At 68.9% G+C, this 25216-nt stretch carries 19 protein-coding genes; 10 read left to right on the top strand and 9 right to left on the bottom strand.

What is annotated here, in order from left to right:
• Position 1 precedes the first annotated feature (1 nt).
• Positions 2-646: a 50S ribosomal protein L3 gene (gene rplC, locus ABZ948_RS26655; protein WP_010036739.1), complete on the bottom strand. Its 645-nt coding sequence runs from the start codon at positions 644-646 to the stop codon at positions 2-4.
• A 17-nt stretch (positions 647-663) separates the two neighbouring features.
• Positions 664-972 (bottom strand): 30S ribosomal protein S10, encoded by a 309-nt coding sequence (gene rpsJ / locus ABZ948_RS26650; protein ID WP_003948644.1) that lies wholly within the window; start codon positions 970-972, stop codon positions 664-666.
• A 678-nt stretch (positions 973-1650) separates the two neighbouring features.
• Between rpsJ and ABZ948_RS26645 the strand changes: the two genes are divergently transcribed.
• From ABZ948_RS26645 to ABZ948_RS26630, 4 genes are all read left to right on the top strand, one after another.
• A complete protein-coding gene (locus tag ABZ948_RS26645) occupies positions 1651-2361 on the top strand; it encodes a hypothetical protein (protein WP_359763574.1) in 711 nt (236 codons plus the stop codon).
• A gap of 114 nt (positions 2362-2475) precedes the next feature.
• Positions 2476-3294 carry a DUF5819 family protein gene (locus ABZ948_RS26640; protein WP_359763573.1) on the top strand — a complete coding sequence of 273 codons (819 nt, stop codon included), beginning with the start codon at positions 2476-2478 and terminating at the stop codon, positions 3292-3294.
• Between the two features lie 19 nt (positions 3295-3313).
• Positions 3314-4453, top strand: coding sequence for an HTTM domain-containing protein (locus ABZ948_RS26635; protein ID WP_359763571.1), 1140 nt, complete (start codon positions 3314-3316; stop codon positions 4451-4453).
• A gap of 363 nt (positions 4454-4816) precedes the next feature.
• The gene (locus ABZ948_RS26630; protein ID WP_359763569.1) at positions 4817-5860 is read left to right on the top strand and encodes a hypothetical protein; all 1044 of its coding nucleotides are present in this window, start codon (positions 4817-4819) and stop codon (positions 5858-5860) included.
• Between the two features lie 105 nt (positions 5861-5965).
• Here the strand turns inward: ABZ948_RS26630 and tuf are convergent, their stop codons facing one another.
• From tuf to ABZ948_RS26605, 5 genes are all read right to left on the bottom strand, one after another.
• Entirely contained in the window at positions 5966-7159 is a 1194-nt protein-coding gene (gene tuf, locus ABZ948_RS26625) for an elongation factor Tu (protein ID WP_030233924.1), read from the bottom strand.
• A 156-nt stretch (positions 7160-7315) separates the two neighbouring features.
• The gene (fusA, locus tag ABZ948_RS26620; RefSeq protein ID WP_359763567.1) at positions 7316-9442 is read right to left on the bottom strand and encodes an elongation factor G; all 2127 of its coding nucleotides are present in this window, start codon (positions 9440-9442) and stop codon (positions 7316-7318) included.
• Positions 9443-9481: 39 nt separating this feature from the next.
• The gene (gene rpsG / locus ABZ948_RS26615; protein WP_003998848.1) at positions 9482-9952 is read right to left on the bottom strand and encodes a 30S ribosomal protein S7; all 471 of its coding nucleotides are present in this window, start codon (positions 9950-9952) and stop codon (positions 9482-9484) included.
• A gap of 2 nt (positions 9953-9954) precedes the next feature.
• Entirely contained in the window at positions 9955-10326 is a 372-nt protein-coding gene (gene rpsL, locus ABZ948_RS26610; RefSeq protein ID WP_003948652.1) for a 30S ribosomal protein S12, read from the bottom strand.
• 347 nt (positions 10327-10673) lie between these two features.
• Complete coding sequence (locus ABZ948_RS26605) at positions 10674-11195, bottom strand: DUF1707 and DUF4190 domain-containing protein (protein ID WP_359763564.1); 522 nt, start codon at positions 11193-11195, stop codon at positions 10674-10676.
• 193 nt (positions 11196-11388) lie between these two features.
• Between ABZ948_RS26605 and ABZ948_RS26600 the strand changes: the two genes are divergently transcribed.
• From ABZ948_RS26600 to ABZ948_RS26575, 6 genes are all read left to right on the top strand, one after another.
• A complete protein-coding gene (locus ABZ948_RS26600; RefSeq protein ID WP_359763562.1) occupies positions 11389-12093 on the top strand; it encodes a Crp/Fnr family transcriptional regulator in 705 nt (234 codons plus the stop codon).
• A gap of 123 nt (positions 12094-12216) precedes the next feature.
• Positions 12217-12957: a hypothetical protein gene (locus ABZ948_RS26595; RefSeq protein WP_359763560.1), complete on the top strand. Its 741-nt coding sequence runs from the start codon at positions 12217-12219 to the stop codon at positions 12955-12957.
• Entirely contained in the window at positions 12954-15068 is a 2115-nt protein-coding gene (locus tag ABZ948_RS26590; RefSeq protein WP_359763558.1) for a hypothetical protein, read from the top strand. Before ABZ948_RS26595 ends, ABZ948_RS26590 begins: the two co-directional genes overlap by 4 nt.
• Positions 15069-15089: 21 nt before the next feature.
• Positions 15090-16061 carry an SPFH domain-containing protein gene (locus ABZ948_RS26585; RefSeq protein ID WP_359763556.1) on the top strand — a complete coding sequence of 324 codons (972 nt, stop codon included), beginning with the start codon at positions 15090-15092 and terminating at the stop codon, positions 16059-16061.
• Complete coding sequence (locus ABZ948_RS26580) at positions 16058-16564, top strand: Pycsar system effector family protein (protein ID WP_359763555.1); 507 nt, start codon at positions 16058-16060, stop codon at positions 16562-16564. Before ABZ948_RS26585 ends, ABZ948_RS26580 begins: the two co-directional genes overlap by 4 nt.
• 37 nt (positions 16565-16601) lie before the next feature.
• A complete protein-coding gene (locus tag ABZ948_RS26575) occupies positions 16602-17606 on the top strand; it encodes a M48 family metalloprotease (RefSeq protein WP_359763553.1) in 1005 nt (334 codons plus the stop codon).
• A 55-nt stretch (positions 17607-17661) separates the two neighbouring features.
• Here the strand turns inward: ABZ948_RS26575 and ABZ948_RS26570 are convergent, their stop codons facing one another.
• Together ABZ948_RS26570 and rpoB are read right to left on the bottom strand one after the other, a co-directional pair.
• Positions 17662-21561 carry a DNA-directed RNA polymerase subunit beta' gene (locus ABZ948_RS26570; protein ID WP_359763551.1) on the bottom strand — a complete coding sequence of 1300 codons (3900 nt, stop codon included), beginning with the start codon at positions 21559-21561 and terminating at the stop codon, positions 17662-17664.
• A 93-nt stretch (positions 21562-21654) separates the two neighbouring features.
• Positions 21655-25140, bottom strand: a complete 3486-nt coding sequence (gene rpoB, locus ABZ948_RS26565; protein ID WP_359763549.1) for a DNA-directed RNA polymerase subunit beta — start codon at positions 25138-25140, stop codon at positions 21655-21657.
• Positions 25141-25216 lie beyond the last annotated feature (76 nt).

Below are 25216 nucleotides of genomic sequence, written 5' to 3'. Positions count from 1 at the left end.
CTCAGGCCCCCTTGGCCGCGGTGCGGACCAGGACGAGGCCGCCGTTCGGACCGGGAACCGCGCCCTTGATGAGCAGCAGACCCTTCTCCGCGTCAACGGCGTGGACGGTCAGGTTCTGGGTGGTGACCCGCTCGTTGCCCATGCGACCCGCCATGCGGAGGCCCTTGAACACACGGCCCGGGGTGGCGCAGCCACCGATGGAACCGGGGGAGCGGTGCTTGCGCTGGGTGCCGTGTCCGGCGCCGAGGCCACGGAAGTTGTGGCGCTTCATGACACCGGCGAAGCCCTTGCCCTTGCTCTTGCCGGTCACGTCGACCTTCACGCCGGCCTCGAACACCTCAGCGGTGATCTCCTGGCCCAGCGTGTACTCGGAGGCGTCCGCGGTGCGGATCTCGACGAGGTGGCGACGGGGGGTGACGTCGGCCTTGGCGAAGTGGCCCTTGAGGGGCTTGTTCACCTTGCGCGGGTCGATCTCGCCGAAAGCGATCTGGACGGACTCGTAGCCGTCGACATCGTTCGTACGGACCTGGGTGACGACGTTGGGGCCGGCCTTGACGACGGTGACCGGGACGACGCGGTTGTTCGCGTCCCACACCTGCGTCATGCCGAGCTTCTCGCCCAGGATGCCCTTGATCTGCTTAGCCATCTCTCAGATCACCGGCCTCAGAGCTTGATCTCGATGTCGACACCGGCCGGGAGGTCGAGTCGCATCAGAGAGTCAACGGTCTTGGGGGTGGGGTCGAGGATGTCGATCAGGCGCTTGTGCGTGCGCATCTCGAAGTGCTCGCGCGAGTCCTTGTACTTGTGCGGCGACTTGATGACGCAGTACACGTTCTTCTCAGTGGGCAGCGGCACCGGGCCCGCGACCGACGCACCAGTACGCGTCACCGTCTCGACGATCTTCTTCGCCGAGCTGTCGATGACCTCGTGGTCGTAGGCCTTGAGCCGGATGCGGATCTTCTGTCCCGCCATGGCTACTCAGTAGTCCTGTCTCTCTTACGCTCTGGAACCCGGTGGATTCCTTCTGCTGCCTTCGTTCCTCCGACCCACGCGGTCGGGCGTGTCGCGCTCCCGCTGACACAGATGTCCCTTGTTCGAACATCCCTGCGGGATTGCACACGGCCCTGCCGGAACCGCGAGCCGGGGGCGGAAGGCCCACCGGGTGCCTGGCCGGTGCCGCGCCGACACTTCCCGGAAGATTCCCGTACGTCCGCCCCAGTGCTGCCGTGGTGGCAGTTAGGGCGACGAGTACTGTGGGACTCGCTTCCGGTCCTCCCGGCGGGAGGCGCGCAGCATCAACACTCGACCGAGCAACTCGGACAGTCTGCCATACGGGGCAACGCCGACGCCAATCGAGCCGGAGAGAATACCCCGGGCGTGACGAAGGTCAAACACGACGCCGGAGGGCCGCCTCCCGCCCCCGGGCCTCGCGCCCGCCGGATCCGCTCCGGCTCCGCGCCGTAGGCCGGAGCCCGCCCTCCCCCGGAAATCCGGTCGGTTAATGCGATGAAAAGCCGCCCCTTTGATGCATTTTTATTTCCTGATGGACGCGCCACCAGCCGCATTGATTGATTTCCATCCCTTTCCGTTGCTCTAATCCGCCTGGACGTGCGGGAAATTGTTCTCGCACCGGAACGGAAAAGGAGCGTCATGCGGGTCAAACGAGCTTTGCTCGTGGGCATCTCGGTGCTCACCGTCTCGCTGGGCACCACCACCGCCCCCCAGGCGCTGGGCTGGGAGCGGCCCTGGGCGGCCCACACCCACGGCAGCGCGGCGTCCGCGGCACACGATGCCGGATACGGAAAGGGCGCCAAGAGCGAGAAGGGGAAGGGCGACAAATACCTCCTCTTCCACAGCTGCAAGGGCAAGTTCGACTACTGCACCAAGAAGGCCATCTTCAATCCGAAGATCCTCGGTGACATCGGACTGACGACGGGGCTCATCGGCCTGATCGGCGGATCCAACGGGACCAACGGCCAGAACGGCACGAACGGCACCAATGGCACGAACGGTACCAACGGGACCAATGGAACCAACGGTACCAACGGTGAGACCACCAACCCGCGTCCCGCCGAGTGGTGCTCCCCCGGCTACTGGCGCCAGGACCAGCACCTGGACTCGTGGGTGGAGACGGGCTACAGCCCCGACGACAACTTCGAGGACGCGATCGGGGAGCCGGCCACCCGGTCCAACCTGGGGGTCATGCAGGGCGCTCCGGAAGACCCGACGCTGTTCGAGGTCGTCGACAACCCGCAGTGGTACGGCGGTGACGACACCAACAAGGTCGCCGACCTGCTCAGCGACGCCCACCCGGACATCAACTACCAGGGCACCCGCGTCGCCAACTGCCCCCTCAACTGAGCGGTAGGACATCCCGTCACAGGCCCGGCGATCGTCTCCGACGAGGCGCCGGGCGTGCGGCCCGTGTGGTGCAGGGTTCTCCCACCGCGCGGGCCGCCGGGCGTAAGGAACACGATGGAACCATCCACGCAGTCCGCGACCGAAGGCACGGCACGAGCGGTCCCGGCGGCGACGCAGTATCTTCCCCCGCCCCGGCCCGGCGCCCCGGCGGAAGAAGCGGACGGCGCGCGTCTCCCGCCGAGCACGGCCGGCGAGGACAGCGAGAACACCGCGGGCGGCGCGGGCAGCGCGGCCGGCACCAGCGGCACCGACCACACCTGGTCGCGCGCGTCCCTCGCCGCGCTGGCCGGCACCGCCGTCCTGCTGGCCGGTGCCGTGCTGACGCACACGGTCATGCTCTTCCTGACCCTGGCCCCGCCCAACGTGCTCACGGTCCGCCACCGCGGCGCGGTCAACGCCTACGTGCAGCCGGAGTTCGGCCAGGACTGGAAACTGTTCGCCCCCAACCCGAAGCAGCGCAACGACTCCATCGGCGTCCGGCTGCGCACCTCGGGGAGCGACGGGGGCCGCCGCGTCTCCCCCTGGATCAACCTCACGGCCCGGGACGTGGCACAGATCCAGGGCCACCCGGCCCCGAGCCACGTGCACCAGAACATGCTCCGCTCCGCCTGGGACAACTCCGAGTCCTGGCTCGGGCCGAACGACCGTCCCAAGGGCGTGCGCGGAGCCGTGGCCGCCGCCTATCTGAAGCGCGTCGTCCTGCAACGGGTCGGACGCCAGTGGAAGGGCGAGCGGATCACGGAGATCCAGATCGCGGGCCGCTACGAGCTCGTGCCGCCTCCGTCGTGGAGCTCCGAGGAGGCGAGCGACACCACCACCTACCGGGTCCTGCCGTGGTGGCCGGTGACCGACCAGGACTACAAGGGGCTGTGACGTGAACACCGTGACCCGTATGCCGGCCGTTCTCCGGGCGGTCTGCACCACCCGAGCCCCCTACCAGGCCGCCGTCTTCCGTATCGGCCTGGCCCTGGTCATCGCCGCGTTCCTGCTCCGCGAGTGGCCGCACCGCCGGGTGCTGTACGGCGACCGCAGCCCGCTGTCGTTCGAGATGGCGCTCGACCTGGCCCGGCTGGACGGCGCCTTCAGCGTGCTGCACTGGTCCGGCGGCCGCGCCTGGTTCGAGATCGTCTACGCGCTGACCATCGCCTCGGCCCTCGCGGTCCTGGTGGGCTGGCGGACCAGGACCACGAGCGTGCTCCTCATGGTCGGGCTGATGTCCGTGGAGAACCGCAACCCGCTCGTGGGGGACGGCGGCGACAACGTCCTGCGCATCATGGTGATCTACCTGGTCTTCACCCGCTGCGCCCAGGTGTGGTCCCTGGACGCCCGCCGGGCGCGGCCCGCGCACCCGCGGCCCAAGGACCCCAAAGCCCCCCTAGGCACCAGGGACACCACAGGCATCGTCCTCTGGGCGACGATCGGTCTGTTCCTGCTGGTGGCGTTCGGCTGGGAGACGGGATGGCCCCTGGTGCTGTGGCTCATGTGGGCGATCCAGGGTCTCTGGTACGCCGTCGACCGCGCTCGCTCCGGGACCGAGGCCCGCGCGCTGCTGGACGCGGGCGCGGCCATGCTGCACAACGCCGCCATGCTGACGATCGCCATCCAGGTCTGCCTGATCTACGCCACGTCCGGCTGGTACAAGGTGCAGGGCTCCCGGTGGCAGGAGGGCAGCGCCCTGCACTACGTGCTGGAACTGGAGTACTTCACGCCCTGGCCCTGGCTCTCCGCGTTCCTCGCGGCCCACACGGTGCTGGTCCTGCTGCTGAGCTACGGCACGGTCGCGCTCCAGGTGGCCTTCCCCTTCACCCTGGCCAACCGCAGGATCAAGAACGCCCTGCTGGCCGTGATGATCCTGGAGCACGCGGGCATCGCGGTGCTGCTCGGCATCCCGTTCTTCTCCCTGGCCATGATCGCCTGTGACGCGGTGTTCCTGCCCACGGCGTTCCTGGTGTGGCTGGGAGCGCGCTGCACCCGCCCGCGGCGACGGCCGACGGTGACGGAGTCGCCCGCAGGGGCCCCTGCGACGGTGTGAACGCCCCGCGAACTGCCCACCTGGGTGCGCGACTTCAGCCTCCGGCTGTCCGCCACCCCGCAGTGCCCGTCTCGCCGTCTCGCTCGTCTCGCCCGTCTCCTGGCGACGGAACGACTGCGTTCCTGGGGCTGTCCCTGGACCCGGCCGCGCAGCTCGTCGGGGAGCTGTCGACCACGCCGCCCCCCATGGCCGCCTCCCGGGGCGCGACGTCCGGCTGCTCCGGCTCGTCGACGCTCTCGCCGACCGCTGGGGCGTCCCCCCGGGCCTGCCCCCGCGCCAGACCCTCTGGGCAGAACTCGACCTGTGACCGAGCCCCGCCCCGGACGAGGTCCGGCTGTCAGTGCGGGCCCCTATCCTGCGCGCATGACCCGCACCACACCGCCCCGTCCGCTGGACGTCACGGCGCTGTACCCCGAGCTGGCCCCGCTCGCCCGCACCGCCGTCCGGCTGCATCCGCGGGCCGGGGCGCCCACCACCGCCGACAGTTCCGTCGGCGGTCCCCTGCTGTGGCCGGCCGACGAGCCGTGGCCGGGGTGCCCGGAGCACGCCGGCCCCTGGCATCTCGGGCTCGACCCGGAGAACGTCCGGCTCCGGCGGCGGATCCTGGCGGAGGCCTGGGCCCGGCCCCGCGCGCAGGGCGCCGCCCTGCTGACCGACGAGGAGCGGGTGATCGTCGACCGGGCGGCCAAGGAGACCCGCAGAACGCAGGACGGGCCGGTCCCGATGGTGCCCGTGATGCAGCTCTACGCCTCGGACGTGCCGGGCCTGCCCTGCCCCGACGGCACCGATCTGCTGCAGGTGCTGTGGTGCCCCTTCGACCACGACCCGGACTACCTGCCCCGCACGGAGCTGCGCTGGCGCACCGCCGCCGAGGTGGTCACGCCCCTCGCGGAGGCACCGCGGCCGTCCGTCATAGGCAACGACGACTACCTGCCCGAGCCCTGCGTCCTCCACCCCGAGCCGGTCACCGAATACCCGGCCCCGCACGAGCTGCCCGAGGAACTCGCCGAGCGGATCGAAGCCTGGGAGGAGCAGAACGAGGAGGAGGCCGAGGAAGGGGAAGAGGAAGGGGCAGGAGACGGGGAGGCCGACGTCTACTACCAGTACGACCTCTCCGTCGCGCCCGGCAGCAAGGTCGGCGGCCACGCGCCCTGGAGCTTCTCCGACCCCTTCCCCATGTCCTGCCCGGAGTGCGGCTCGGGCGTGCGCCCCCTGCTCACCATCGACGGCACCGAATGGGACGGCGGCAGCGGCAGCTGGCGCCCGCTGGAGGACGCCGACTACACCGGCCACCACACCGACGGCCCGGCCTGCGCCACCCACCTCAACATCGGGCGCGGCTACTGCCTGCAGCTCTACGTCTGCGAGACCTCGTACGACCACCCGCACCTGCAGAACATGCAGTGACGGCGGCGCAAGCCCCCTGGCACGGCAAAGGGGCCCGTACGACCGAAGTCGTACGGGCCCCTCCGAGCCACTCAGGTCAGTGGACCCTCAAGCCAGTCCGAAGACTCACTTGTTGATCTTGGTGACCTGGCCGGCGCCCACGGTCCGGCCACCCTCACGGATGGCGAACTTCAGGCCCTCCTCCATGGCGACGGGCTGGATGAGCTCCACCTTCATCTCGGTGTTGTCACCCGGCATGACCATCTCGGTGCCCTCGGGGAGGGTCACCACGCCGGTCACGTCCGTCGTACGGAAGTAGAACTGCGGGCGGTAGTTGTTGAAGAACGGCGTGTGGCGGCCACCCTCGTCCTTGGACAGGATGTAGGCCTGCGCCTCGAACTCGGTGTGCGGGGTGACCGAGCCCGGCTTGATGATGACCTGGCCGCGCTCGACGTCCTCGCGCTTGATGCCGCGGAGGAGCAGACCGACGTTCTCACCGGCCTGGCCCTCGTCGAGGAGCTTCCGGAACATCTCGATGCCGGTGACCGTGGTGGTGGTCTTCTCCTGCTTGATGCCGATGATGTCGACGGTCTCGTTGACCTTCAGGACACCACGCTCGATACGGCCGGTGACGACCGTACCGCGACCGGTGATCGTGAAGACGTCCTCGATCGGCATCAGGAACGGCTTGTCGACGTCGCGCTCGGGCTCCGGGATCGCCGTGTCGACGGCGTTCATGAGCTCGAGAACCGAGTTGCCCCACTCCTTGTCGCCCTCGAGGGCCTTCAGAGCGGAGACCTTGACGACGGGAACGTCGTCGCCCGGGAACTCGTACTCGGAGAGGAGCTCACGGACCTCGAGCTCGACGAGCTCCAGGATCTCCTCGTCGTCCACCATGTCGGCCTTGTTCAGGGCGACGACGATGTACGGAACGCCGACCTGGCGGGCCAGGAGCACGTGCTCCTTGGTCTGCGGCATCGGGCCGTCGGTGGCGGCGACCACGAGGATGGCGCCGTCCATCTGCGCCGCACCCGTGATCATGTTCTTGATGTAGTCCGCGTGACCGGGGCAGTCGACGTGGGCGTAGTGACGCGTCTCGGTCTGGTACTCGACGTGCGCGATGGAGATGGTGATACCGCGCTGGCGCTCCTCAGGAGCCTTGTCGATCTGGTCGAAGGCCGAGGCCTCGTTCAGGTCCGGGTACGCGTCGTGCAGCACCTTGGTAATGGCGGCCGTGAGGGTCGTCTTACCGTGGTCGATGTGACCGATGGTGCCGATGTTGACGTGCGGCTTAGTCCGCTCGAACTTCGCCTTCGCCACTGGGGTCCTCCTGTGGAGTGGTTCTGGTACGCCTTACTCATCGGCGCCAGGTGATCTTTGCTGGAAAGCCCGGGCCCCGGGGCATTCTCACCATGATTGCGGCGGAATGCCCCTCAAGGCTCCGGAGTCAAGCCTACGGCGTGTAGACGCGGTGCGTTACTCGCCCTTGGCCTTCGCGATGATCTCCTCGGCGACGTTCCGCGGAACCTCGGCGTAGGAGTCGAACTGCATGGAGTAGCTCGCACGGCCGGACGTCTTGCTGCGCAGGTCGCCGACGTAGCCGAACATCTCCGAAAGGGGCACGAGGCCCTTCACGACGCGGGCACCGGCCCGCTCCTCCATGGCCTGGATCTGACCACGGCGGGAGTTGATGTCGCCGATGACCTCACCCATGTAGTCCTCGGGCGTGGTGACCTCGACGGCCATCATCGGCTCGAGCAGCACGGGGCTGGCCTTGCGCGCGGCCTCCTTGAAGGCCTGCGAACCGGCGATCTTGAACGCGAGCTCGGAGGAGTCGACCTCGTGGTAGGCACCGTCGAGCAGCGTCACGCGGACACCGGTCATCTCGTAACCGGCGAGGATGCCGAACTGCATGGCCTCCTGCGCACCGGCGTCCACCGAAGGGATGTACTCCTTCGGCACACGGCCACCGGTCACCTTGTTGATGAACTCGTACGAGGCGTCGCCGCCCTCGATCGGTTCGATCGCGATGATGACGCGGGCGAACTGGCCGGTACCACCCGTCTGCTTCTTGTGGGTGAACTCGACCTTCTCGACGGCCTTGCGGATCGTCTCGCGGTAGGCGACCTGCGGCTTGCCGACGTTGGCCTCGACCTTGAACTCACGGCGCATGCGGTCGACCAGCACCTCGAGGTGCAGCTCGCCCATACCGCCGATGATGGTCTGGCCGGTCTCCTCGTCCGAGTGGACCTGGAAGGACGGGTCCTCCTCGGCCAGGCGCTGGATCGCGACGCCCAGCTTCTCCTGGTCGCCCTTCGACTTGGGCTCGATGGCGACCTGGATGACCGGCGCCGGGAAGTCCATGGACTCCAGGATCACCGGGTTCTTGTCGTCGGACAGCGTCTCACCGGTGGTGGTCTGCTTCAGGCCCATGACGGCGACGATGTCGCCGGCGCCCACCGACTCGATCTCCTCACGCTTGTTCGCGTGCATGCGGTAGATCTTGCCGATGCGCTCCTTCTTGCCCTTCACGCTGTTCAGCACCTGGGTGCCGGCGTGCAGGCGGCCGGAGTACACACGGACGAAGGTGAGCTTGCCGAGGTGCGGGTCGCTCATGATCTTGAACGCCAGCGCGGCGAGGGGCTCGTCCTCCGACGGCTTGCGCGCGATGACCTGCTCCGGGTCCTTGACGTCGTGGCCCTCGATGGCCTCGACGTCGAGCGGGGTGGGCAGGTAGCGCACGACGGCGTCGAGCAGGGGCTGGACGCCCTTGTTCTTGAACGCGGTGCCGCAGAACACGGGGGTGACGGTGGTGCCGCCGCCCTTGCCGGACGCGATGGTGATGCGACGGATCGCGGCGTAGAGCTGCTCCACGGTGGGCTCGGTGCCCTCCAGGTACAGCTCCATCAGCTCTTCGTCGTTCTCGGCGACGGCCTCGAGCAGCTTGCCGCGGTACTCCTCGGCAGCCTCGGCGTGGGTGTCGGGGATGTCGACGGTGTCGTACATCTCGCCCTTGGTCGCCTCGGCCGACCAGACCAGGGCCTTCATCGTCACGAGGTCGATGACGCCCTTGAAGTCCGCCTCGGCACCGATCGGCAGCTGCATGACGAGCGGCTGCGCGCCCAGGCGGTCCGAGATCATGTCCACGCAGCGGTGGAACTCGGCGCCGGTACGGTCCAGCTTGTTGACGAAGCAGATGCGCGGCACGCCGTAACGGTCGGCCTGGCGCCACACCGTCTCGGACTGCGGCTCGACACCGGCGACACCGTCGAACACCGTCACGGCACCGTCGAGCACGCGCAGGGAGCGCTCCACCTCGACGGTGAAGTCGACGTGACCCGGGGTGTCGATGATGTTGATGGTGTAGTCGTCGCCCTCGAGCGGCCAGTGACAGGTGGTGGCAGCAGAGGTGATCGTGATGCCACGCTCCTGCTCCTGCTCCATCCAGTCCATGGTGGCAGCGCCGTCGTGGACCTCACCGATCTTGTACGAAACGCCGGTGTAGAACAGGATCCGCTCGGTGGTGGTCGTCTTGCCCGCGTCGATGTGGGCCATGATCCCGATGTTGCGGACCCTGGCCAGGTCAAGCGAAGTGGTAGCCATAAGGCTTCAGTCTTCTCTCGGTCTCGATGGGGTCTGCGACTACCAGCGGTAGTGCGCGAAGGCCTTGTTGGACTCGGCCATCTTGTGCGTGTCCTCGCGCTTCTTCACAGCGGCGCCCAGGCCGTTGCTGGCGTCGAGGAGCTCGTTGAGCAGACGCTCGGTCATGGTCTTCTCGCGACGGGCGCGGGAGTAACCGACGAGCCAGCGCAGCGCCAGGGTGTTGGCACGGCCGGGCTTGACCTCGACCGGAACCTGGTAGGTGGCACCACCGACACGGCGGGACTTGACCTCGAGGGTCGGCTTGATGTTCTCGAGAGCGCGCTTGAGCGTGATGACCGGGTCGTTGCCGGTCTTCTCGCGCAGGCCCTCCATGGCGCCGTAGACGATGCGCTCGGCGGTGGAGCGCTTGCCGTTCAGCAGCACCTTGTTGATCAGGGAGGTCACCAGAGGAGAGCCGTAGACCGGGTCGATGATGACCGGGCGCTTCGGGGCGGGGCCCTTACGAGGCATTCTTACTTCTCCTTCTTGGCGCCGTAGCGGCTGCGGGCCTGCTTGCGGTTCTTGACACCCTGGGTGTCGAGCGAGCCGCGGATGATCTTGTAGCGAACACCCGGCAGGTCCTTCACACGGCCGCCGCGCACGAGCACGATGGAGTGCTCCTGCAGGTTGTGTCCCTCACCCGGAATGTAGGCCGTGACCTCGATGCCGCTGGTCAGACGCACACGCGCGACCTTACGGAGGGCCGAGTTCGGCTTCTTCGGGGTGGTCGTGAACACACGCGTGCAGACGCCACGACGCTGAGGGGAACCCTCGAGTGCGGGCGTCTTGTTCTTCTCGACCTTGTCCTGCCGGCCCTTGCGGACCAGCTGCTGGATCGTAGGCACTACTTCTCCGGTTTCTGTGTGCCGATGGGTACAGCTAACCTGGAACGTCGCCGACCCACGCGGTCGGGTGTGTCGAATCCCGCGGACTCCCGCCGCCAGGCAGAATTAAGCGCAGATTACGGTGGCCGGTATCAGCTCGCCGTGCGGTTGAAGGCACGCACGGGAGCCAGGGCACACCCCAGGCACAAGGTCTGAGCGTACCTATCGCATTCGCTGCGGTCAAAACAAATGGGCACCGCCCGCATCGCCAGGCGGGACATGTCAAGACCCTCGGCCGTTGTCGATCTTCAATTCGGTGGTGACTGTCCGATTCGCACACATCTCTTGCAGGTGTGTGCTGCGCACGGTCAGCCGGCCGCGATGGACACCACGGTGAGCAACACCAGGACGAGTGCCCAGCCTGCCGTGGACAACCATCCGAGTACGAGCCCGGTCAGCGCGAGCCCGTCGCCCAGCTCCCCGCGGCTGCGGATCTCGGCCCGCGCCACATGCCCGAGGACGACGGCCGGGATCCCGGTCAGCCCCATGCTCGGCACGCACAGCAGCCCGCACACCGCGGCGGCGACCGCCTTCCCGTTCGTCTGCGGCCGCGGCACCGACAGGAACGCCGGCGGCACGGACACGGCCGGCACCGACTGCGGCAGGGGCCCCTGGGGCAGATCGGCGACGAGCAGCGCCAGCTCCCCCACGGTCCGCGCGGCATACGCCCGCGCCACCCGCCTCTCGAACTCCCCGTGCTCCATCCGGCCCTCGCCGTACCCGGCCCTGAGCACGTCCACGGCCCGCTCCCGATCGGCGTGCGAGGCGAGCATCGAGGGAACCCTGGCCCCCTGCCAGGGCTGCCAGGACGGATAGGGCGGCTGCGACACGGAGCACCTCCCCGGAACCGGAGTCCTTCCATGATGCGCCGAAGCGGGGCCTTCCCGCACCGGGGCGTCGGCGGCCGGGCGTGGCGCGTCGGCCAGGCGGCCGATTGTCGCCCGTTGTTTCCATGGTCACTTCCAGTACGTTGACGCCTGTACACGGCACGCATCGACACGGATCAACGCGGGGGTCGGCGGGATGACCGGGGGGCAGGCACGTGTGTGGGACGACGACGGCGTCCCGTTCCTAGCCCGGCTGGAGCGGGAGGACCGCGCCGCGCTGCTCGCCATCGGCCGCCCCCTGCACTACCCGGCACGCGGCGTCATCCTGCACCAGGACGAGCCCTCGGCCCACGTCCTGCTGCTGCTCCACGGCTGGACCAAGGTCACCGCCATCGCGGCCAACGGCTACGAGGCCCTGCTCGCCCTGCGCGGCCCCGGCGACATCATCGGCGAGGGCGCGGCCCTGAGCGGCCGTGGCCGGTCGGCGACCGTGACGGCACTGGAGCCGGTCGAGGCCGTCGTGATCGACCAGCACCGTTTCACGGTGTTCGTCTCGAACAATCCCCGGGTGGCGCTGCACCTGCTGAGCCTGTCCACGGACCGGCAGCGCTCGACCGACCGCCGCCGGCTGGAGTGGGCGGCCCTCAGCGTGCGGGAGCGGCTGGCCGTCCTGCTCCTGGAACTCCTCCGCACGCACGGCAGCCGGACGGACGAGGGCATCGAACTGACCATCGGACTCAGCCAGCAGGAGTTCGCCGGTTCGGTCGGCTCCTCGCGCGAGGCGGTGGCCCGGCTCCTGAAGGAGCTGCGGGACCGGCAGGTCGTCGCCACCCGGCGGCGCCGGATCGTCGTACTCCGCCCCGACGTGCTGCGCCGCATCGCCGGCGAGAGCTCGGCCTGAGGCACGTCCGGGCGCTGCCGTCTGCGCACACGGTCACAGTCCGTCCGTGTCATCGGCCCTCCGCCGCTCGCCCCGGGCCCGCGATCGTGCTGGTCGACGGACACCGACGTGCGAGAGGCAGCCATGACCGACCCCGTGTACCGCACGATCCTCCTCTTCGACATCGAGCAGTACGGCTCACGCGACGACGTGGAACAGGCGTTCCTGCGGCGGGTCCTGTACGACGTCGTCGACACGACCCTGAACACCGCCGCGGTCGACGAGACCGCCCGGCTGCGCGCCGACCGCGGCGACTCCGTCATGGAGCTGATCGACACCGCGGTCCCCGTGCCGGCCCTGGTCAAGACCCTGCTGACCGAGACCCCGGCCCTCCTCCACAACAAGAACCGCCTCCTCGCCGCCAGCGCGCGCATGCGCCTGCGCATCGTCCTGTCCTCCGGCTACGTCGCCGTCGACGAACTCGACGGCTGGGTCGGCTCGGACCTCAACCACGCGGTCCGCCTCCTGGACTCCGACGCCCTGCGCGACGCCCTGAAGCAGCGGGAGGCCGACAGCGTCCTGTGCGTGTCGGACGACGTCTACCGGGGCGTGGTGCGGCACGGGCCGCTGGGAGTACGGCCGGAGGAGTTCCACCGGGTGACGGTGGGGACGAAGGAGGGGCCTACGGTGGCTTGGGTGCACGGGCTGCCGGGGACGCCGGGTTCCTCGGAGGTCGCCGCCGACGTCGCCCCGGGGCCGGACGCGCCCGCTCCCCGGCACACCGACATCCGCATCGGCGGTGACCAGTACGGCCAGGCGGGCGGCACCCACTACGGGGATCAACGCTTCGACTTCACCCGTCCGGCCCGGGACGAGCGCCGATGAGCCAGGACGCCGCGGCGGGCGGCGCGGCGAAACCGGCCGAGGAATCCGCGCCGGACGACGAGAAGAAGCAGCAGGACGAGACGGCCGGGGAACAGCCGAGGCAGGAGGCGTGGGCCGCACGCCGGGACCTGATCGCCCACGGCCCGGACATCGTCTCCACCCTCGTCGCCCGCGACCAGTTCGGCCAGACGGGCGGCTACCACTACGGCGACCAGCACTTCCACTTCGGTGGCCGGGCCGAGGCGCGTCCCACGCTGTCCGGGCCGATTCCGCAGTCGGAGATCGACGAACTGGCGGGCGTCTTCCGGGGCTGCGACAGCTTCGACGAGGCCCTGAAGCGGCTGCGGGACGACCGGTTGGTCATCCTGTCCGGCGGGCGCGAGACCGGCCGCCGTTCCGCCGCGCTGATGCTCCTGCACCGGCTGGGCACCGGCCCCATCCGCTCCCTCGACCCTCCGGCGTCGTTCACGACCCTGGCCGACCAGGTGGACACCTCGGCCGGATACGTCGTGTGCGACCTGGCCGTCAGCCGTAACCGTCCCCTGCGGGAAGCCCAGCTGCTGGCCCTGCGCGAGCGGCTGCGGCGCAGCCGGGCCCGTCTCGTGATCACCGTCGAGCCCTCGGCGGCCCTCGGCGACATCGCGTCCGTCCGGTGGGAGCCGCCGTCGGCCGAGGACCTGCTGCACGCCCATGTCGCTCCGGTGACCGGCGAGTCCGCCTGGGCCGGTCTCTCGGGCCTGACTGCGGTGAAGGAGTTCCTCACCCGGCACCACCGGCCGGAGGAGATCAAACAGTTCGCGCTGCGGCTCGTGGCACACCACCGCGGCGAGATCGACGAGGCCGAGCTGGCCGCCTGGGGTGAGACGGCAGTGGCGACACAGGTGTCCCGCTGGCTCACCGAGGAGAAGCCCGAGCTGCACGACAAGGCGTTCCTCGTCTCGCTCGCCGTGTTCGACAAGGCGCCCTATGCGGTGACCGCCGAACTCGCCGACGGCCTCTTCGTGCGCCTGCACGCCCTTCAGGAGCCGGGGCTCCGGCCGTCCATCCCCGTCTTCGGAAGCTCCCGGGAGGATCGGCTCCGGCTCGCGCACGCCGACGGGTATGTGACCACGGAGGTCACCGAGTGGGGTCCCCTGGAGGGCAGGTTCTGCGCTCGCTTCCGGGACGAACGGACGGCTCCGCTGCTGCTGGAGGAGGTGTGGAACCTCCACCCGTCGGCCCGCCCGGCCCTCGGGGAGTGGGTCCGCAAGCTGGCCGACGACCGCCGCCCCCTGGTACGGACCCGGGCGGCGTCGGCCGCCGCGCTGCTCGCCACCGCCGACCTGTCGTCCGCGATGGCCCATCTCATCGAGCCCTGGGCGGACGGCCGCAAACCGCACGCCTGGCTGACCGCGGCCAATGCCCTCACCATGGCGCAACTGCTGCGGGTGCCCACCGTCTCCCGGATCCTGCACGACTGGTGCGTCGGTGATGTCGAGAGCCGCCGCTGGACGGCCATCCGCGCGTACGGCCTCCTGGGCCCGGTGCACCACGAGGAGACCCTGGCGGCTCTCGTGGACGCCATGCACCGGCCGCCACCCACCGCCGAAACCGACACCGGCTCCGCGGACGACGAGGTACCCGAGGAGGCCCGGCAGCTCGCGGACGCCCTCGAACTCCTGCTCCTCGCCGTACGGGAACCCGTACTGGCGGCCCTGGCCGAACTCCTCACGACCGACCGCCTGGTCCGCCCGCACGCCCTGCTCGCCTTCCTCCAGGCCTGCAAGCAGACGAAAGGCGACGAGAGCGACCAGCCTCCGGTTCTCGACTGGTACGCGCGGGCCGCGGCAGCCGAGGATCCGACGGCCGCCCGGCACCTGGCCGCGTTCTGGGACGCGCTGCTGACCGACCGGACGCACAACCGGAAAGCCCTCGGCGTGCTGCGCGGCTGGGTGCGTGGAGCCGACGAGGACCCCGAGAGCGAGTCGGCCCTGGCCTCACTGCTCGGTGCCCTGGTCACCTCACCCACCAACCGCCGGCGCGTCGGCCATCTGCTGGACACCGTCCGCGACTCCAGGGGAGCCCGCTCACCGGCCGCCGTCCGGCTGAGCGAACGCCTCTCCCTCGACTGACCCGCTCCCGGAGGCCGAACCGTGGAACACACCGAACACGAACAGCTGGACTGGTTCCGGCAGCAGCCCCTGCACCCCGCCACCCCGCACACCGATCCCGACCCGGTCCGCACGGTCTGGCAGCTGCCACGCTTCCACCTCGGCGGCCGTCGGTTCACGGGGCGCATCGACCACGCCCTGGTCTGCGTCACGCGGAAGGGAGCGTACGAGACGTTCCTGCCGCCCGACCGTCCCACGTCCGTGCGGCGTTTCGTCGCCGTCTACGAGGTGAGCACCGATCCGCACATCTTCCAGTTGAACGTGCCCCTGCCCAGCGACGTCGACAGCTTCGAGTTCGAGGCCACGGCCGACGTGGGCTGGCGGGTGGCTCATCCGGCGCTGTTCGTCCGCAGTCAGGAGCGTGACGTGCCCTCGCTGCTCACACGCGAACTCCTGCCGCTGATGCGGGAGGCCGGCCGGCGGCACCCCATCGACGCGAGCGCCGAGGCGGAGCGGGAGGTGCAGCGGGCGGTGCGGGAGGCGACCTGGCTCGGCCAGGCCCAGGGCCTGCGCGTCACCAGCTCGATACGACTGCGCCGGGACGCCACCGAGCGCTCCCACCAGGACCGCCTGCGCACCGCCCGGCACGAGGTGGAGGCCGCGAAACCTGAGCATGCGGCGGCCCTCCTCCGGGAGACGTACGAGGCCGAGCGCAGGGCCGAACAGATCAGGTTCTACGAACTCACCCTGGCCAGGGGCGGCACCGCCGCGCTCGCCCTGCACCTGGCAGCGCACCCCGACGAGACGCAGCTCGTCCTGGAGCATCTCCAGTCGGGCCAGAACAGACTGCTGGACACCCAGGTGAGCCTGATCAACCAGGCCCTGGACAGCAAGCGTCTGGAGGACTACCACCTCGACAAGCCCCATGAGCTCATCGCCGAGCGGATGAAGGCCATCCTGCGGACCACGGACCCGTCCGCCCCGCCCGAGGACGATCCGGAGCCCGGCTCATGACCGCGGCGGACGGCCCCGAGGTGCGGGCGGGCGGCCAACTGCTCGCCGACCTCCGGAGCGAGATCGCCCGCGCCGACACCAAGGCGACCGTTCTGGTCGGCGCGCTCGGCATCTCCGGCGGCATGCTGGCGGCACTCCTCGCCAACCGCGGCTGGAGTCCCGCCCGGCTCCCGGCACTCGCCGCCCTGCTGTGGTGGGCCGGGGCGACGTCCCTGGTCGTCGCCCTGTTCGCCCTTCTGCTGGCGGTGCTCCCCCGGTACGGGAGGAGTCGCTGGACGCCCGGCCGTCCGCTCACCTACTTCGGCGACGTGCAGCGGGCCGCACGGGCCGGCCGGCTCTCCGCGGCCCTCGCGGAAACCGGGCGGGACCCCACTCGCGGTCTCCTCATCGCCCTGGCCGAGACCAGCGGCATCGCCGCCCGCAAGCACTTCTGGATCCGGACGGGACTGATCTCGTTCGGCTGTGCGGCGGCCCTGCTGCCCGGCTCGATGCTCCTCACCTGACCTCACCGCTCCGCACCCCGTACGGGAAGGACCGACCATGCCCAAGCCGTACGAGCCCGGGACACCGCAGCCGCCGGGCTCCTCCCCGTCGAACCGCGACGACGACCTTCCCCGCCGCCCCGGCCGTGTCCACATCGCCGCCCGCTCGCGCGGCGCGGACGTCACCGCCCTCGGCTCGCTGGCCCTGCACCTTCCGCACGGGGCCGCCAGTCTTGCCGTGGTCTTCGCCGTGTCGTACGCCCTGGGCCGGCTGACCGGTCTGCCGTGGTGGATCCTCTTCGGTTCCTGGGTCGTCAGCGGCGCCCTGGTGTTCCACCGGCCGTGCGAGCGGCTCCTGGCCCGGTGGTTGTTCGGCCTGCGCTACCCCACCCCGGAGGAGGACGAGCGACTGCGGCCGGTCTGGCGCGAGGTCGCCGCCCGGGCCGGAGTGGACGCCGACGGCTACCAACTGTGGATGGAGGAGAGCGACGAGATCAACGCCATGGCGGCGGCCGGTCACATCGTCGGCGTCACCAGCCACTCGCTGCGGACGCTGACGCCCGCACAGCTCGGCGGCGTCCTCGCCCACGAGCTGGGACACCACACCCGTGGACACGCGTGGGCCTCGCTGCTGTCCCTCTGGTACGCGCTGCCGGCCCGGCTCGCCTGGCGGGTGCTGCTCCGCCTGGTCGCGCTGGTGGGCCGGCTCCCGACCGGTGCCGCGGCCGTGGTGATCGGCGTGTCCGGCGCGGTCCTGGTCGCGCTGGCGACCGCCACCTACGGACTGATCTTCCTGCCCCTGGCCACGCCGTACCTGGTGGCCGCGGTCTCCCGGCGGTCCGAGCTGCGGGCCGACGAGCACGCCGCGCGCCTGGGCTTCGCGCACCAGCTGATCGCGGTGCTGCACCAGGAGTGCGGCCGGGAGGAGTCCCGCCGGGCCGCGGCCACCGCCCTCGGCGCCGCCTCCGCCGAGGAGGGACTGGTCGCGCGGCTGCTCGACTCCCACCCCGACGTCCACACCCGGCTCCACCACTTGCAGGCCCACCTGGAGAACCGGCGCTGACACGCCGAAGGGCGGCCACCCCAAAGGATGACCGCCCTTCGTTCAAGCGAGTCGCTTACTGGTTGTACGGACCGTAGTCGTAGTCCTCCAGCGGAACGGCCTGGCCGGAGCCCGTGCCGAACGGCGAGTAGTCGATGTCGTCGTAGCCGACGGCCGAGTACATCGCGGCCTTGGCCTCCTCGGTCGGCTCGACCCGGATGTTGCGGTAGCGGGACAGACCCGTACCGGCCGGGATGAGCTTACCGATGATGACGTTCTCCTTGAGGCCGATGAGCGAGTCGGACTTGGCGTTGATCGCCGCGTCCGTGAGGACTCGCGTCGTCTCCTGGAAGGACGCCGCCGACAGCCAGGATTCCGTCGCCAGCGAGGCCTTGGTGATACCCATGAGCTGCGGACGACCGGAGGCCGGGTGACCGCCCTCCTGGACCACACGACGGTTCTCGTGCTCGAACTTCGAGCGCTCGACCAGCTCGCCGGGCAGCAGCTCGGCGTCGCCGGACTCGATGATCGTCACGCGGCGCAGCATCTGCCGGATGATGATCTCGATGTGCTTGTCGTGGATCGACACACCCTGCGAGTTGTAGACCTTCTGGACCTCGCCGACCAGGTGGACCTGGACGGCACGCTGGCCCAGGATGCGCAGCACGTCGTGCGGGTTGGTGGCACCCACGGTGAGCTTCTGGCCCACCTCGACGTGCTCGCCCTCGCTGACCAGGAGACGGGCGCGCTTGGAGATCGGGTAGGCCGTCTCGTCGCTGCCGTCGTCCGGCGTGATGACGATCTTCTTGGTCTTCTCGGTCTCCTCGATCCGCACGCGGCCGGAGGCCTCGGAGATCGGGGCGACACCCTTCGGGGTACGGGCCTCGAAGAGCTCGACGACACGCGGCAGACCCTGGGTGATGTCGTCACCGGCCACACCACCGGTGTGGAAGGTACGCATCGTCAGCTGGGTGCCGGGCTCACCGATGGACTGGGCGGCGATGATGCCGACCGCCTCACCGATGTCGACCAGCTTGCCGGTGGCCAGCGAACGGCCGTAGCACATCGCGCAGGTGCCGACGGCGGACTCGCAGGTCAGGACCGAGCGGGTCTTGACCTCCTCGACGCCGCGGGAGACGAGCTCCTCGATGAGGACGTCGCCCAGGTCGGTGCCGGCCGGGGCCAGCACCTGACCGTCTACCACGATGTCCTCGGCGAGGCAGCGCGCGTACACGGACGTCTCGACGTCCTCCGCCTTGAGCAGGGTGCCCTCGGCGTTCCGGTCGGCGATCTTCAGACGCAGACCGCGCTCGGTGCCGCAGTCCTCCTCGCGAATGATGACGTCCTGGGAGACGTCGACCAGACGACGCGTGAGGTAACCCGAGTCGGCGGTACGCAGAGCGGTGTCCGCCAGACCCTTACGGGCACCGTGCGTGGAGATGAAGTACTCCAGCACGGACAGGCCCTCACGGAACGACGCCTTGATCGGACGCGGGATCGTCTCGTTCTTCGCGTTCGACACCAGACCACGCATACCGGCGATCTGACGCATCTGCATCATGTTGCCTCGTGCACCCGAGTTCACCATCATGAAGATCGGGTTGGTCTTCGGGAAGTTGTCGTTCATCGCCTCGGCGACCTCGTTGGTCGCCTTGGTCCAGATCGCGATGAGCTCCTGCGTGCGCTCGTCCTTGGTGATCAGACCGCGCTCGTACTGCTTCTGGACCTTCTCGTCCTGCGCCTCGTAGCCGCGGACGATCTCCTTCTTCGCCTCGGGGACGACGACGTCGGAGATCGCGACGGTGACGCCGGAGCGGGTGGCCCAGTAGAAGCCGGACGCCTTCAGGTTGTCGAGCGTCGCCGCCACGATGACCTTCGGGTAGCGCTCGGCGAGGTCGTTGACGATCTCGGAGAGCTGCTTCTTGCCGACCTCGTAGTCGACGAACGGGTAGTCCTCGGGCAGCAGCTCGTTGAAGAGCGCGCGGCCCAGCGTGGTGTTCAGCCGGAAGCTGTCACCCTGCTGCCACTCGGGCTCGCCCTCCTCGCGCGCCGGCGGGGTCCAGCCGCGCGGCGGGATGGTGCCGACCGGGAAGCGCACGTCGATCTTCGACTGGAGCGACAGCTCGCCCGCGTCGAAGGCCATGATCGCCTCGGCGACCGAGGCGAAGGAACGGCCCTCGCCCTTGAGGTCGCGCATCTCGCCGTCGGTGGTGAGGAAGAACAGACCGAGGACCATGTCCTGGGTCGGCATCGTCACCGGGCGGCCGTCGGCCGGCTTGAGGATGTTGTTCGAGGACAGCATCAGGATGCGGGCCTCGGCCTGCGCCTCCGCGGAGAGCGGCAGGTGGACGGCCATCTGGTCACCGTCGAAGTCCGCGTTGAACGCGGTGCAGACGAGCGGGTGGATCTGGATGGCCTTGCCCTCGACCAGCTGCGGCTCGAAGGCCTGGATGCCGAGGCGGTGCAGCGTGGGCGCACGGTTCAGCAGAACCGGGTGCTCCGCGATGACCTCTTCCAGCACGTCGTACACGACCGTGCGGCCGCGCTCGACCATGCGCTTGGCGCTCTTGATGTTCTGCGCGTGGTTCAGGTCGACCAGGCGCTTCATCACGAACGGCTTGAAGAGCTCCAGCGCCATCGCCTTCGGCAGACCGCACTGGTGCAGCTTCAGCTGCGGACCGACGACGATCACGGAACGCGCGGAGTAGTCCACACGCTTACCGAGCAGGTTCTGACGGAAGCGACCCTGCTTACCCTTCAGCATGTCGCTGAGGGACTTCAGCGGGCGGTTACCGGGACCGGTGACCGGACGGCCACGACGGCCGTTGTCGAACAGCGCGTCGACGGCCTCCTGGAGCATGCGCTTCTCGTTGTTCACGATGATCTCGGGCGCACCGAGGTCGAGAAGGCGCTTCAGGCGGTTGTTCCGGTTGATCACACGGCGGTACAGGTCGTTCAGGTCGGAGGTCGCGAAGCGGCCACCGTCCAGCTGCACCATCGGGCGGAGGTCCGGCGGGATGACCGGCACGCAGTCGAGCACCATGCCCTTGGGGCTGTTGCTGGTCTGCAGGAACGCGGAGACGACCTTCAGGCGCTTGAGCGCACGGGTCTTCTTCTGGCCCTTGCCGGTGCGGATGATCTCGCGGAGCTTCTCGGCCTCCTCGTCGAGGTCGAAGGACTCCAGGCGCTTCTGCAGCGCCGCGGCGCCCATCGAGCCGTCGAAGTACGTGCCGAAGCGGTCACGCAGCTCGCGGTAGAGCAGCTCGTCGCCCTCCAGGTCCTGGACCTTGAGGTTCTTGAAGCGGTTCCACACCTCGTCGAGACGGTCGATCTCGCGCTGCGCACGGTCGCGCAGCTGCTTCATCTCGCGCTCGGCACCCTCGCGCACCTTGCGGCGCACGTCGGCCTTGGCGCCCTCGGCCTCCAGCTCGGCCAGGTCGGTCTCGAGCTTCTTGGCGCGGGCCTCCAGGTCGGCGTCGCGGCGCTGCTCGATCTGCTGGCGCTCGACGGAGACGTGGGCCTCCAGCGAGGGCAGGTCGCGCGTACGGCGCTCCTCGTCGACGTACGTGATCATGTACGCCGCGAAGTAGATGACCTTCTCCAGGTCCTTCGGGGCCAGGTCGAGCAGGTAGCCCAGACGCGACGGAACGCCCTTGAAGTACCAGATGTGCGTGACGGGAGCGGCCAGTTCGATGTGGCCCATCCGCTCACGGCGCACCTTGGCGCGAGTCACCTCGACACCGCAGCGCTCACAGATGATGCCCTTGAAGCGGACGCGCTTGTACTTGCCGCAGTAGCACTCCCAGTCCCGGGTCGGACCGAAGATCTTCTCGCAGAAGAGTCCGTCCTTTTCGGGCTTGAGGGTGCGGTAGTTGATGGTCTCGGGCTTCTTGACCTCGCCGTGGCTCCACTGACGGATGTCGTCAGCGGTGGCCAGGCCGATCCGGAGCTCGTCGAAGAAGTTGACGTCGAGCACTATGCGTCAATCCCTCTCAGGGTTGTAAGTCTTTGGTCTGAAACGGGGGTCCTGGGGCCGGGGACCTGTGAGACACAGGCCCCCGGACTCCCGTCAGACCTCTTCGACGCTGCTCGGCTCGCGCCGGGACAGGTCGATGCCGAGCTCCTCCGCAGCGCGGAAGACGTCCTCGTCGGTGTCACGCATCTCGATGGACATACCGTCGCTGGACAGCACCTCCACGTTCAGGCAGAGAGACTGCATCTCCTTGATGAGCACCTTGAAGGACTCGGGGATGCCGGGCTCGGGGATGTTCTCGCCCTTGACGATGGCCTCGTAGACCTTCACGCGGCCGGTGACGTCGTCGGACTTGATGGTCAGCAGCTCCTGGAGGGCGTAAGCGGCGCCGTACGCCTCCAGCGCCCACACCTCCATCTCACCGAAGCGCTGGCCACCGAACTGGGCCTTACCACCCAGCGGCTGCTGGGTGATCATGGAGTACGGACCGGTCGAGCGGGCGTGCAGCTTGTCGTCGACCAGGTGGTGCAGCTTGAGGATGTACATGTACCCGACGGAGATCGGGTCCGGGAACGGCTCACCGGAGCGGCCGTCGAACAGCCGCGCCTTGCCGGACGGGAGCACCATGCGCTCGCCGTCGCGGTTCGGGATGGTGTGGTTCAGCAGACCGGCCAGCTCGTCCTCGCGGGCACCGTCGAAGACCGGCGTCGCGACGTTGGTCCGCGGCGGGACCTGGTCGGCGTCGATGGCCTGCAGACGCTGCGCCCACTCGTCGGCGAGGCCGGAGACGTCCCAGCCCTGGCTGGCGAGCCAGCCGAGGTGGATCTCCAGGACCTGTCCCGGGTTCATTCGGGACGGCACACCCAGCGGGTTGAGGATGATGTCGACCGGGGTGCCGTCCTCCAGGAACGGCATGTCCTCGATCGGCAGGATCTTCGAGATGACGCCCTTGTTGCCGTGACGGCCGGCGAGCTTGTCACCGTCGGTGATCTTGCGCTTCTGCGCGACGTACACGCGCACCAGCTGGTTCACACCGGGGGGAAGCTCGTCGCCCTCCTCGCGGTCGAAGACGCGGACGCCGATGACCTTGCCGGTCTCGCCGTGCGGCACCTTCAGCGAGGTGTCACGGACCTCACGGGCCTTCTCACCGAAGATCGCGCGCAGCAGGCGCTCCTCGGGGGTCAGCTCGGTCTCGCCCTTGGGGGTCACCTTGCCGACGAGGATGTCACCGGCGATGACCTCGGCACCGATGCGGATGATGCCGCGCTCGTCGAGGTCGGCGAGGACCTCCTCGGAGACGTTCGGGATGTCCCGGGTGATCTCCTCGGGGCCGAGCTTGGTGTCACGGGCGTCGACCTCGTGCTCCTCGATGTGGATCGAGGAGAGGACGTCGTCCTGCACGAGGCGCTGCGACAGGATGATCGCGTCCTCGTAGTTGTGACCCTCCCACGGCATGAACGCCACGAGCAGGTTCTTGCCCAGCGCCATCTCGCCGTTCTGGGTGGCCGGACCGTCGGCCAGGACCTGGCCCTCGATGATCCGGTCGCCCTCGTTGACGATGACCTTCTGGTTGACCGAGGTGCCCTGGTTGGAGCGGGCGAACTTGGCCAGGCGGTACGTGATGTACGTGCCGTCGTCGTTGGCGGTGGTGATGTAGTCCGCGGAGACCTCCTGGACCACACCGGGCTTCTCGGCCTTGACCACGTCGCCGGCGTCGACCGCGGAGCGGTACTCCATGCCGGTGCCGACGAGCGGGGACTCGGACTTAATCAGCGGCACGGCCTGACGCATCATGTTCGCGCCCATGAGGGCACGGTTGGCGTCGTCGTGCTCGAGGAAGGGGATCATGGCGGTCGCGACCGACACCATCTGGCGCGGCGAGACGTCCATGTAGTCCACGTCCTCGGGGCCGACGTAGTCGACCTCGCCGCCCTTGCGGCGGACGAGCACGCGGGCCTCGGCGAAGCGGAGGTCGTCCGTCAGCGGCGCGTTGGCCTGCGCGATGACGAAGCGGTCCTCCTCGTCGGCCGTGAGGTAGTCGACCTGGTCGGTGACCTGGCCCTCGAACACCTTGCGGTACGGGGTCTCGACGAAACCGAACGCGTTCACGCGGCCGTAGGTGGCGAGCGAGCCGATCAGACCGATGTTCGGGCCTTCAGGGGTCTCGATCGGGCACATGCGGCCGTAGTGCGAGGGGTGCACGTCACGGACCTCGAAGCCGGCCCGCTCACGGGAGAGACCACCCGGGCCGAGCGCGGAAAGACGCCGCTTGTGCGTCAGACCCGACAGCGGGTTGTTCTGGTCCATGAACTGGGACAGCTGGCTGGTGCCGAAGAACTCCTTGATGGAGGCGACGACCGGCCGGATGTTGATCAGGGTCTGCGGCGTGATCGCCTCGACGTCCTGGGTCGTCATCCGCTCGCGGACGACACGCTCCATACGCGCCAGACCCGTGCGGACCTGGTTCTGGATGAGCTCGCCGACGCTGCGCAGACGACGGTTGCCGAAGTGGTCGATGTCGTCGGTCTCGACGACCACGGAGGTGCCGTTGTCACCGACCGTCTCGGTCTCGCCGGCGTGCAGCTTCACCAGGTACTTGATCGTCGCGATGATGTCCTCGACGGTCAGGATCCCGGCGTCCAGCGGGGTGTCCGTGCCCAGCTTCTTGTTGACCTTGTAGCGGCCGACCTTGGCCAGGTCGTAGCGCTTGGGGTTGAAGTAAAGGTTCTCCAGCAGCGTCTGCGCGGCCTCGCGCGTGGGGGGCTCGCCCGGACGCAGCTTGCGGTAGATGTCGAGCAGCGCGTCGTCCTGGCCCTGGGTGTGGTCCTTCTCCAGGGTGGCGCGCATGGACTCGTACTCGCCGAACTCCTCGAGGATCTGCTCGGTGGTCCAGCCGAGCGCCTTCAGGAGGACGGTGACGGACTGCTTGCGCTTGCGGTCGATACGGACACCGACCATGTCGCGCTTGTCGATCTCCATCTCCAGCCAGGCACCCCGGGACGGGATGATCTTGGCGGAGAAGATGTCCTTGTCGGACGTCTTGTCGATGGAGGAGTCGAAGTAGACACCGGGGGAGCGGACCAGCTGCGACACCACGACACGCTCGGTGCCGTTGATGACGAAGGTGCCCTTGTTCGTCATGAGCGGGAAGTCACCCATGAAGACGGTCTGGGACTTGATCTCGCCGGTCTCGTTGTTGGTGAACTCGGCCGTGACGAAGAGCGGGGCCGCGTACGTGAAGTCGCGCTCCTTGCACTCGTCGATCGAGTTCTTCGGCGGCTCGAAGCGGTGGTCCCGGAACGTCAGCGACATCGACCCGCTGAAGTCCTCGATCGGGGAGATCTCCTCGAAGATCTCCTCGAGCCCGGACTTGGTGGGGACGTCCTGACCGTTCTCCAGAGCCTCCTCGACCCGACTCTGCCAGGCCGTGTTGCCGAGCAGCCAGTCAAAGCTCTCGGTCTGCAGCGCGAGCAGGTTGGGAACCTCGAGAGGCTCCTTGATCTTTGCAAAAGAGATGCGCAGCGGGGCGGTGCTGGCGCCGTTGTTCGTATTCGCGGTCGAGGCGTTGCGCGAGGCGGCCAAGAGGGGGTCCTTCCGAGGGCTCGGACTCACTACGCGCGTACCGGCCCCTCTCCCGTACACGGAGACAAGCTGTGCC

This window comes from Streptomyces olindensis (assembly GCF_040645895.1).
GTDB lineage: Bacteria > Actinomycetota > Actinomycetes > Streptomycetales > Streptomycetaceae > Streptomyces > Streptomyces olindensis.
The sequence above is the reverse complement of the archived record's forward strand: the minus strand, read 5'-3'. Positions and strand labels throughout refer to the sequence as shown.

Excerpts from the sequence above, each read along its gene's own strand:
- rplC (WP_010036739.1), bottom strand. The coding sequence starts at position 646 with ATGGCTAAGCAGATCAAGGGCATCCTGGGCGAGAAGCTCGGCATGACG.
- rpsJ (WP_003948644.1), bottom strand. The coding sequence starts at position 972 with ATGGCGGGACAGAAGATCCGCATCCGGCTCAAGGCCTACGACCACGAG.
- ABZ948_RS26645 (WP_359763574.1), top strand. The coding sequence starts at position 1,651 with ATGCGGGTCAAACGAGCTTTGCTCGTGGGCATCTCGGTGCTCACCGTC.
- ABZ948_RS26640 (WP_359763573.1), top strand. The coding sequence starts at position 2,476 with ATGGAACCATCCACGCAGTCCGCGACCGAAGGCACGGCACGAGCGGTC.
- ABZ948_RS26635 (WP_359763571.1), top strand. The coding sequence starts at position 3,314 with ATGCCGGCCGTTCTCCGGGCGGTCTGCACCACCCGAGCCCCCTACCAG.
- ABZ948_RS26630 (WP_359763569.1), top strand. The coding sequence starts at position 4,817 with ATGACCCGCACCACACCGCCCCGTCCGCTGGACGTCACGGCGCTGTAC.
- fusA (WP_359763567.1), bottom strand. The coding sequence starts at position 9,442 with ATGGCTACCACTTCGCTTGACCTGGCCAGGGTCCGCAACATCGGGATC.
- rpsG (WP_003998848.1), bottom strand. The coding sequence starts at position 9,952 with ATGCCTCGTAAGGGCCCCGCCCCGAAGCGCCCGGTCATCATCGACCCG.
- ABZ948_RS26600 (WP_359763562.1), top strand. The coding sequence starts at position 11,389 with ATGACCGGGGGGCAGGCACGTGTGTGGGACGACGACGGCGTCCCGTTC.
- ABZ948_RS26595 (WP_359763560.1), top strand. The coding sequence starts at position 12,217 with ATGACCGACCCCGTGTACCGCACGATCCTCCTCTTCGACATCGAGCAG.
- ABZ948_RS26590 (WP_359763558.1), top strand. The coding sequence starts at position 12,954 with ATGAGCCAGGACGCCGCGGCGGGCGGCGCGGCGAAACCGGCCGAGGAA.
- ABZ948_RS26580 (WP_359763555.1), top strand. The coding sequence starts at position 16,058 with ATGACCGCGGCGGACGGCCCCGAGGTGCGGGCGGGCGGCCAACTGCTC.
- ABZ948_RS26575 (WP_359763553.1), top strand. The coding sequence starts at position 16,602 with ATGCCCAAGCCGTACGAGCCCGGGACACCGCAGCCGCCGGGCTCCTCC.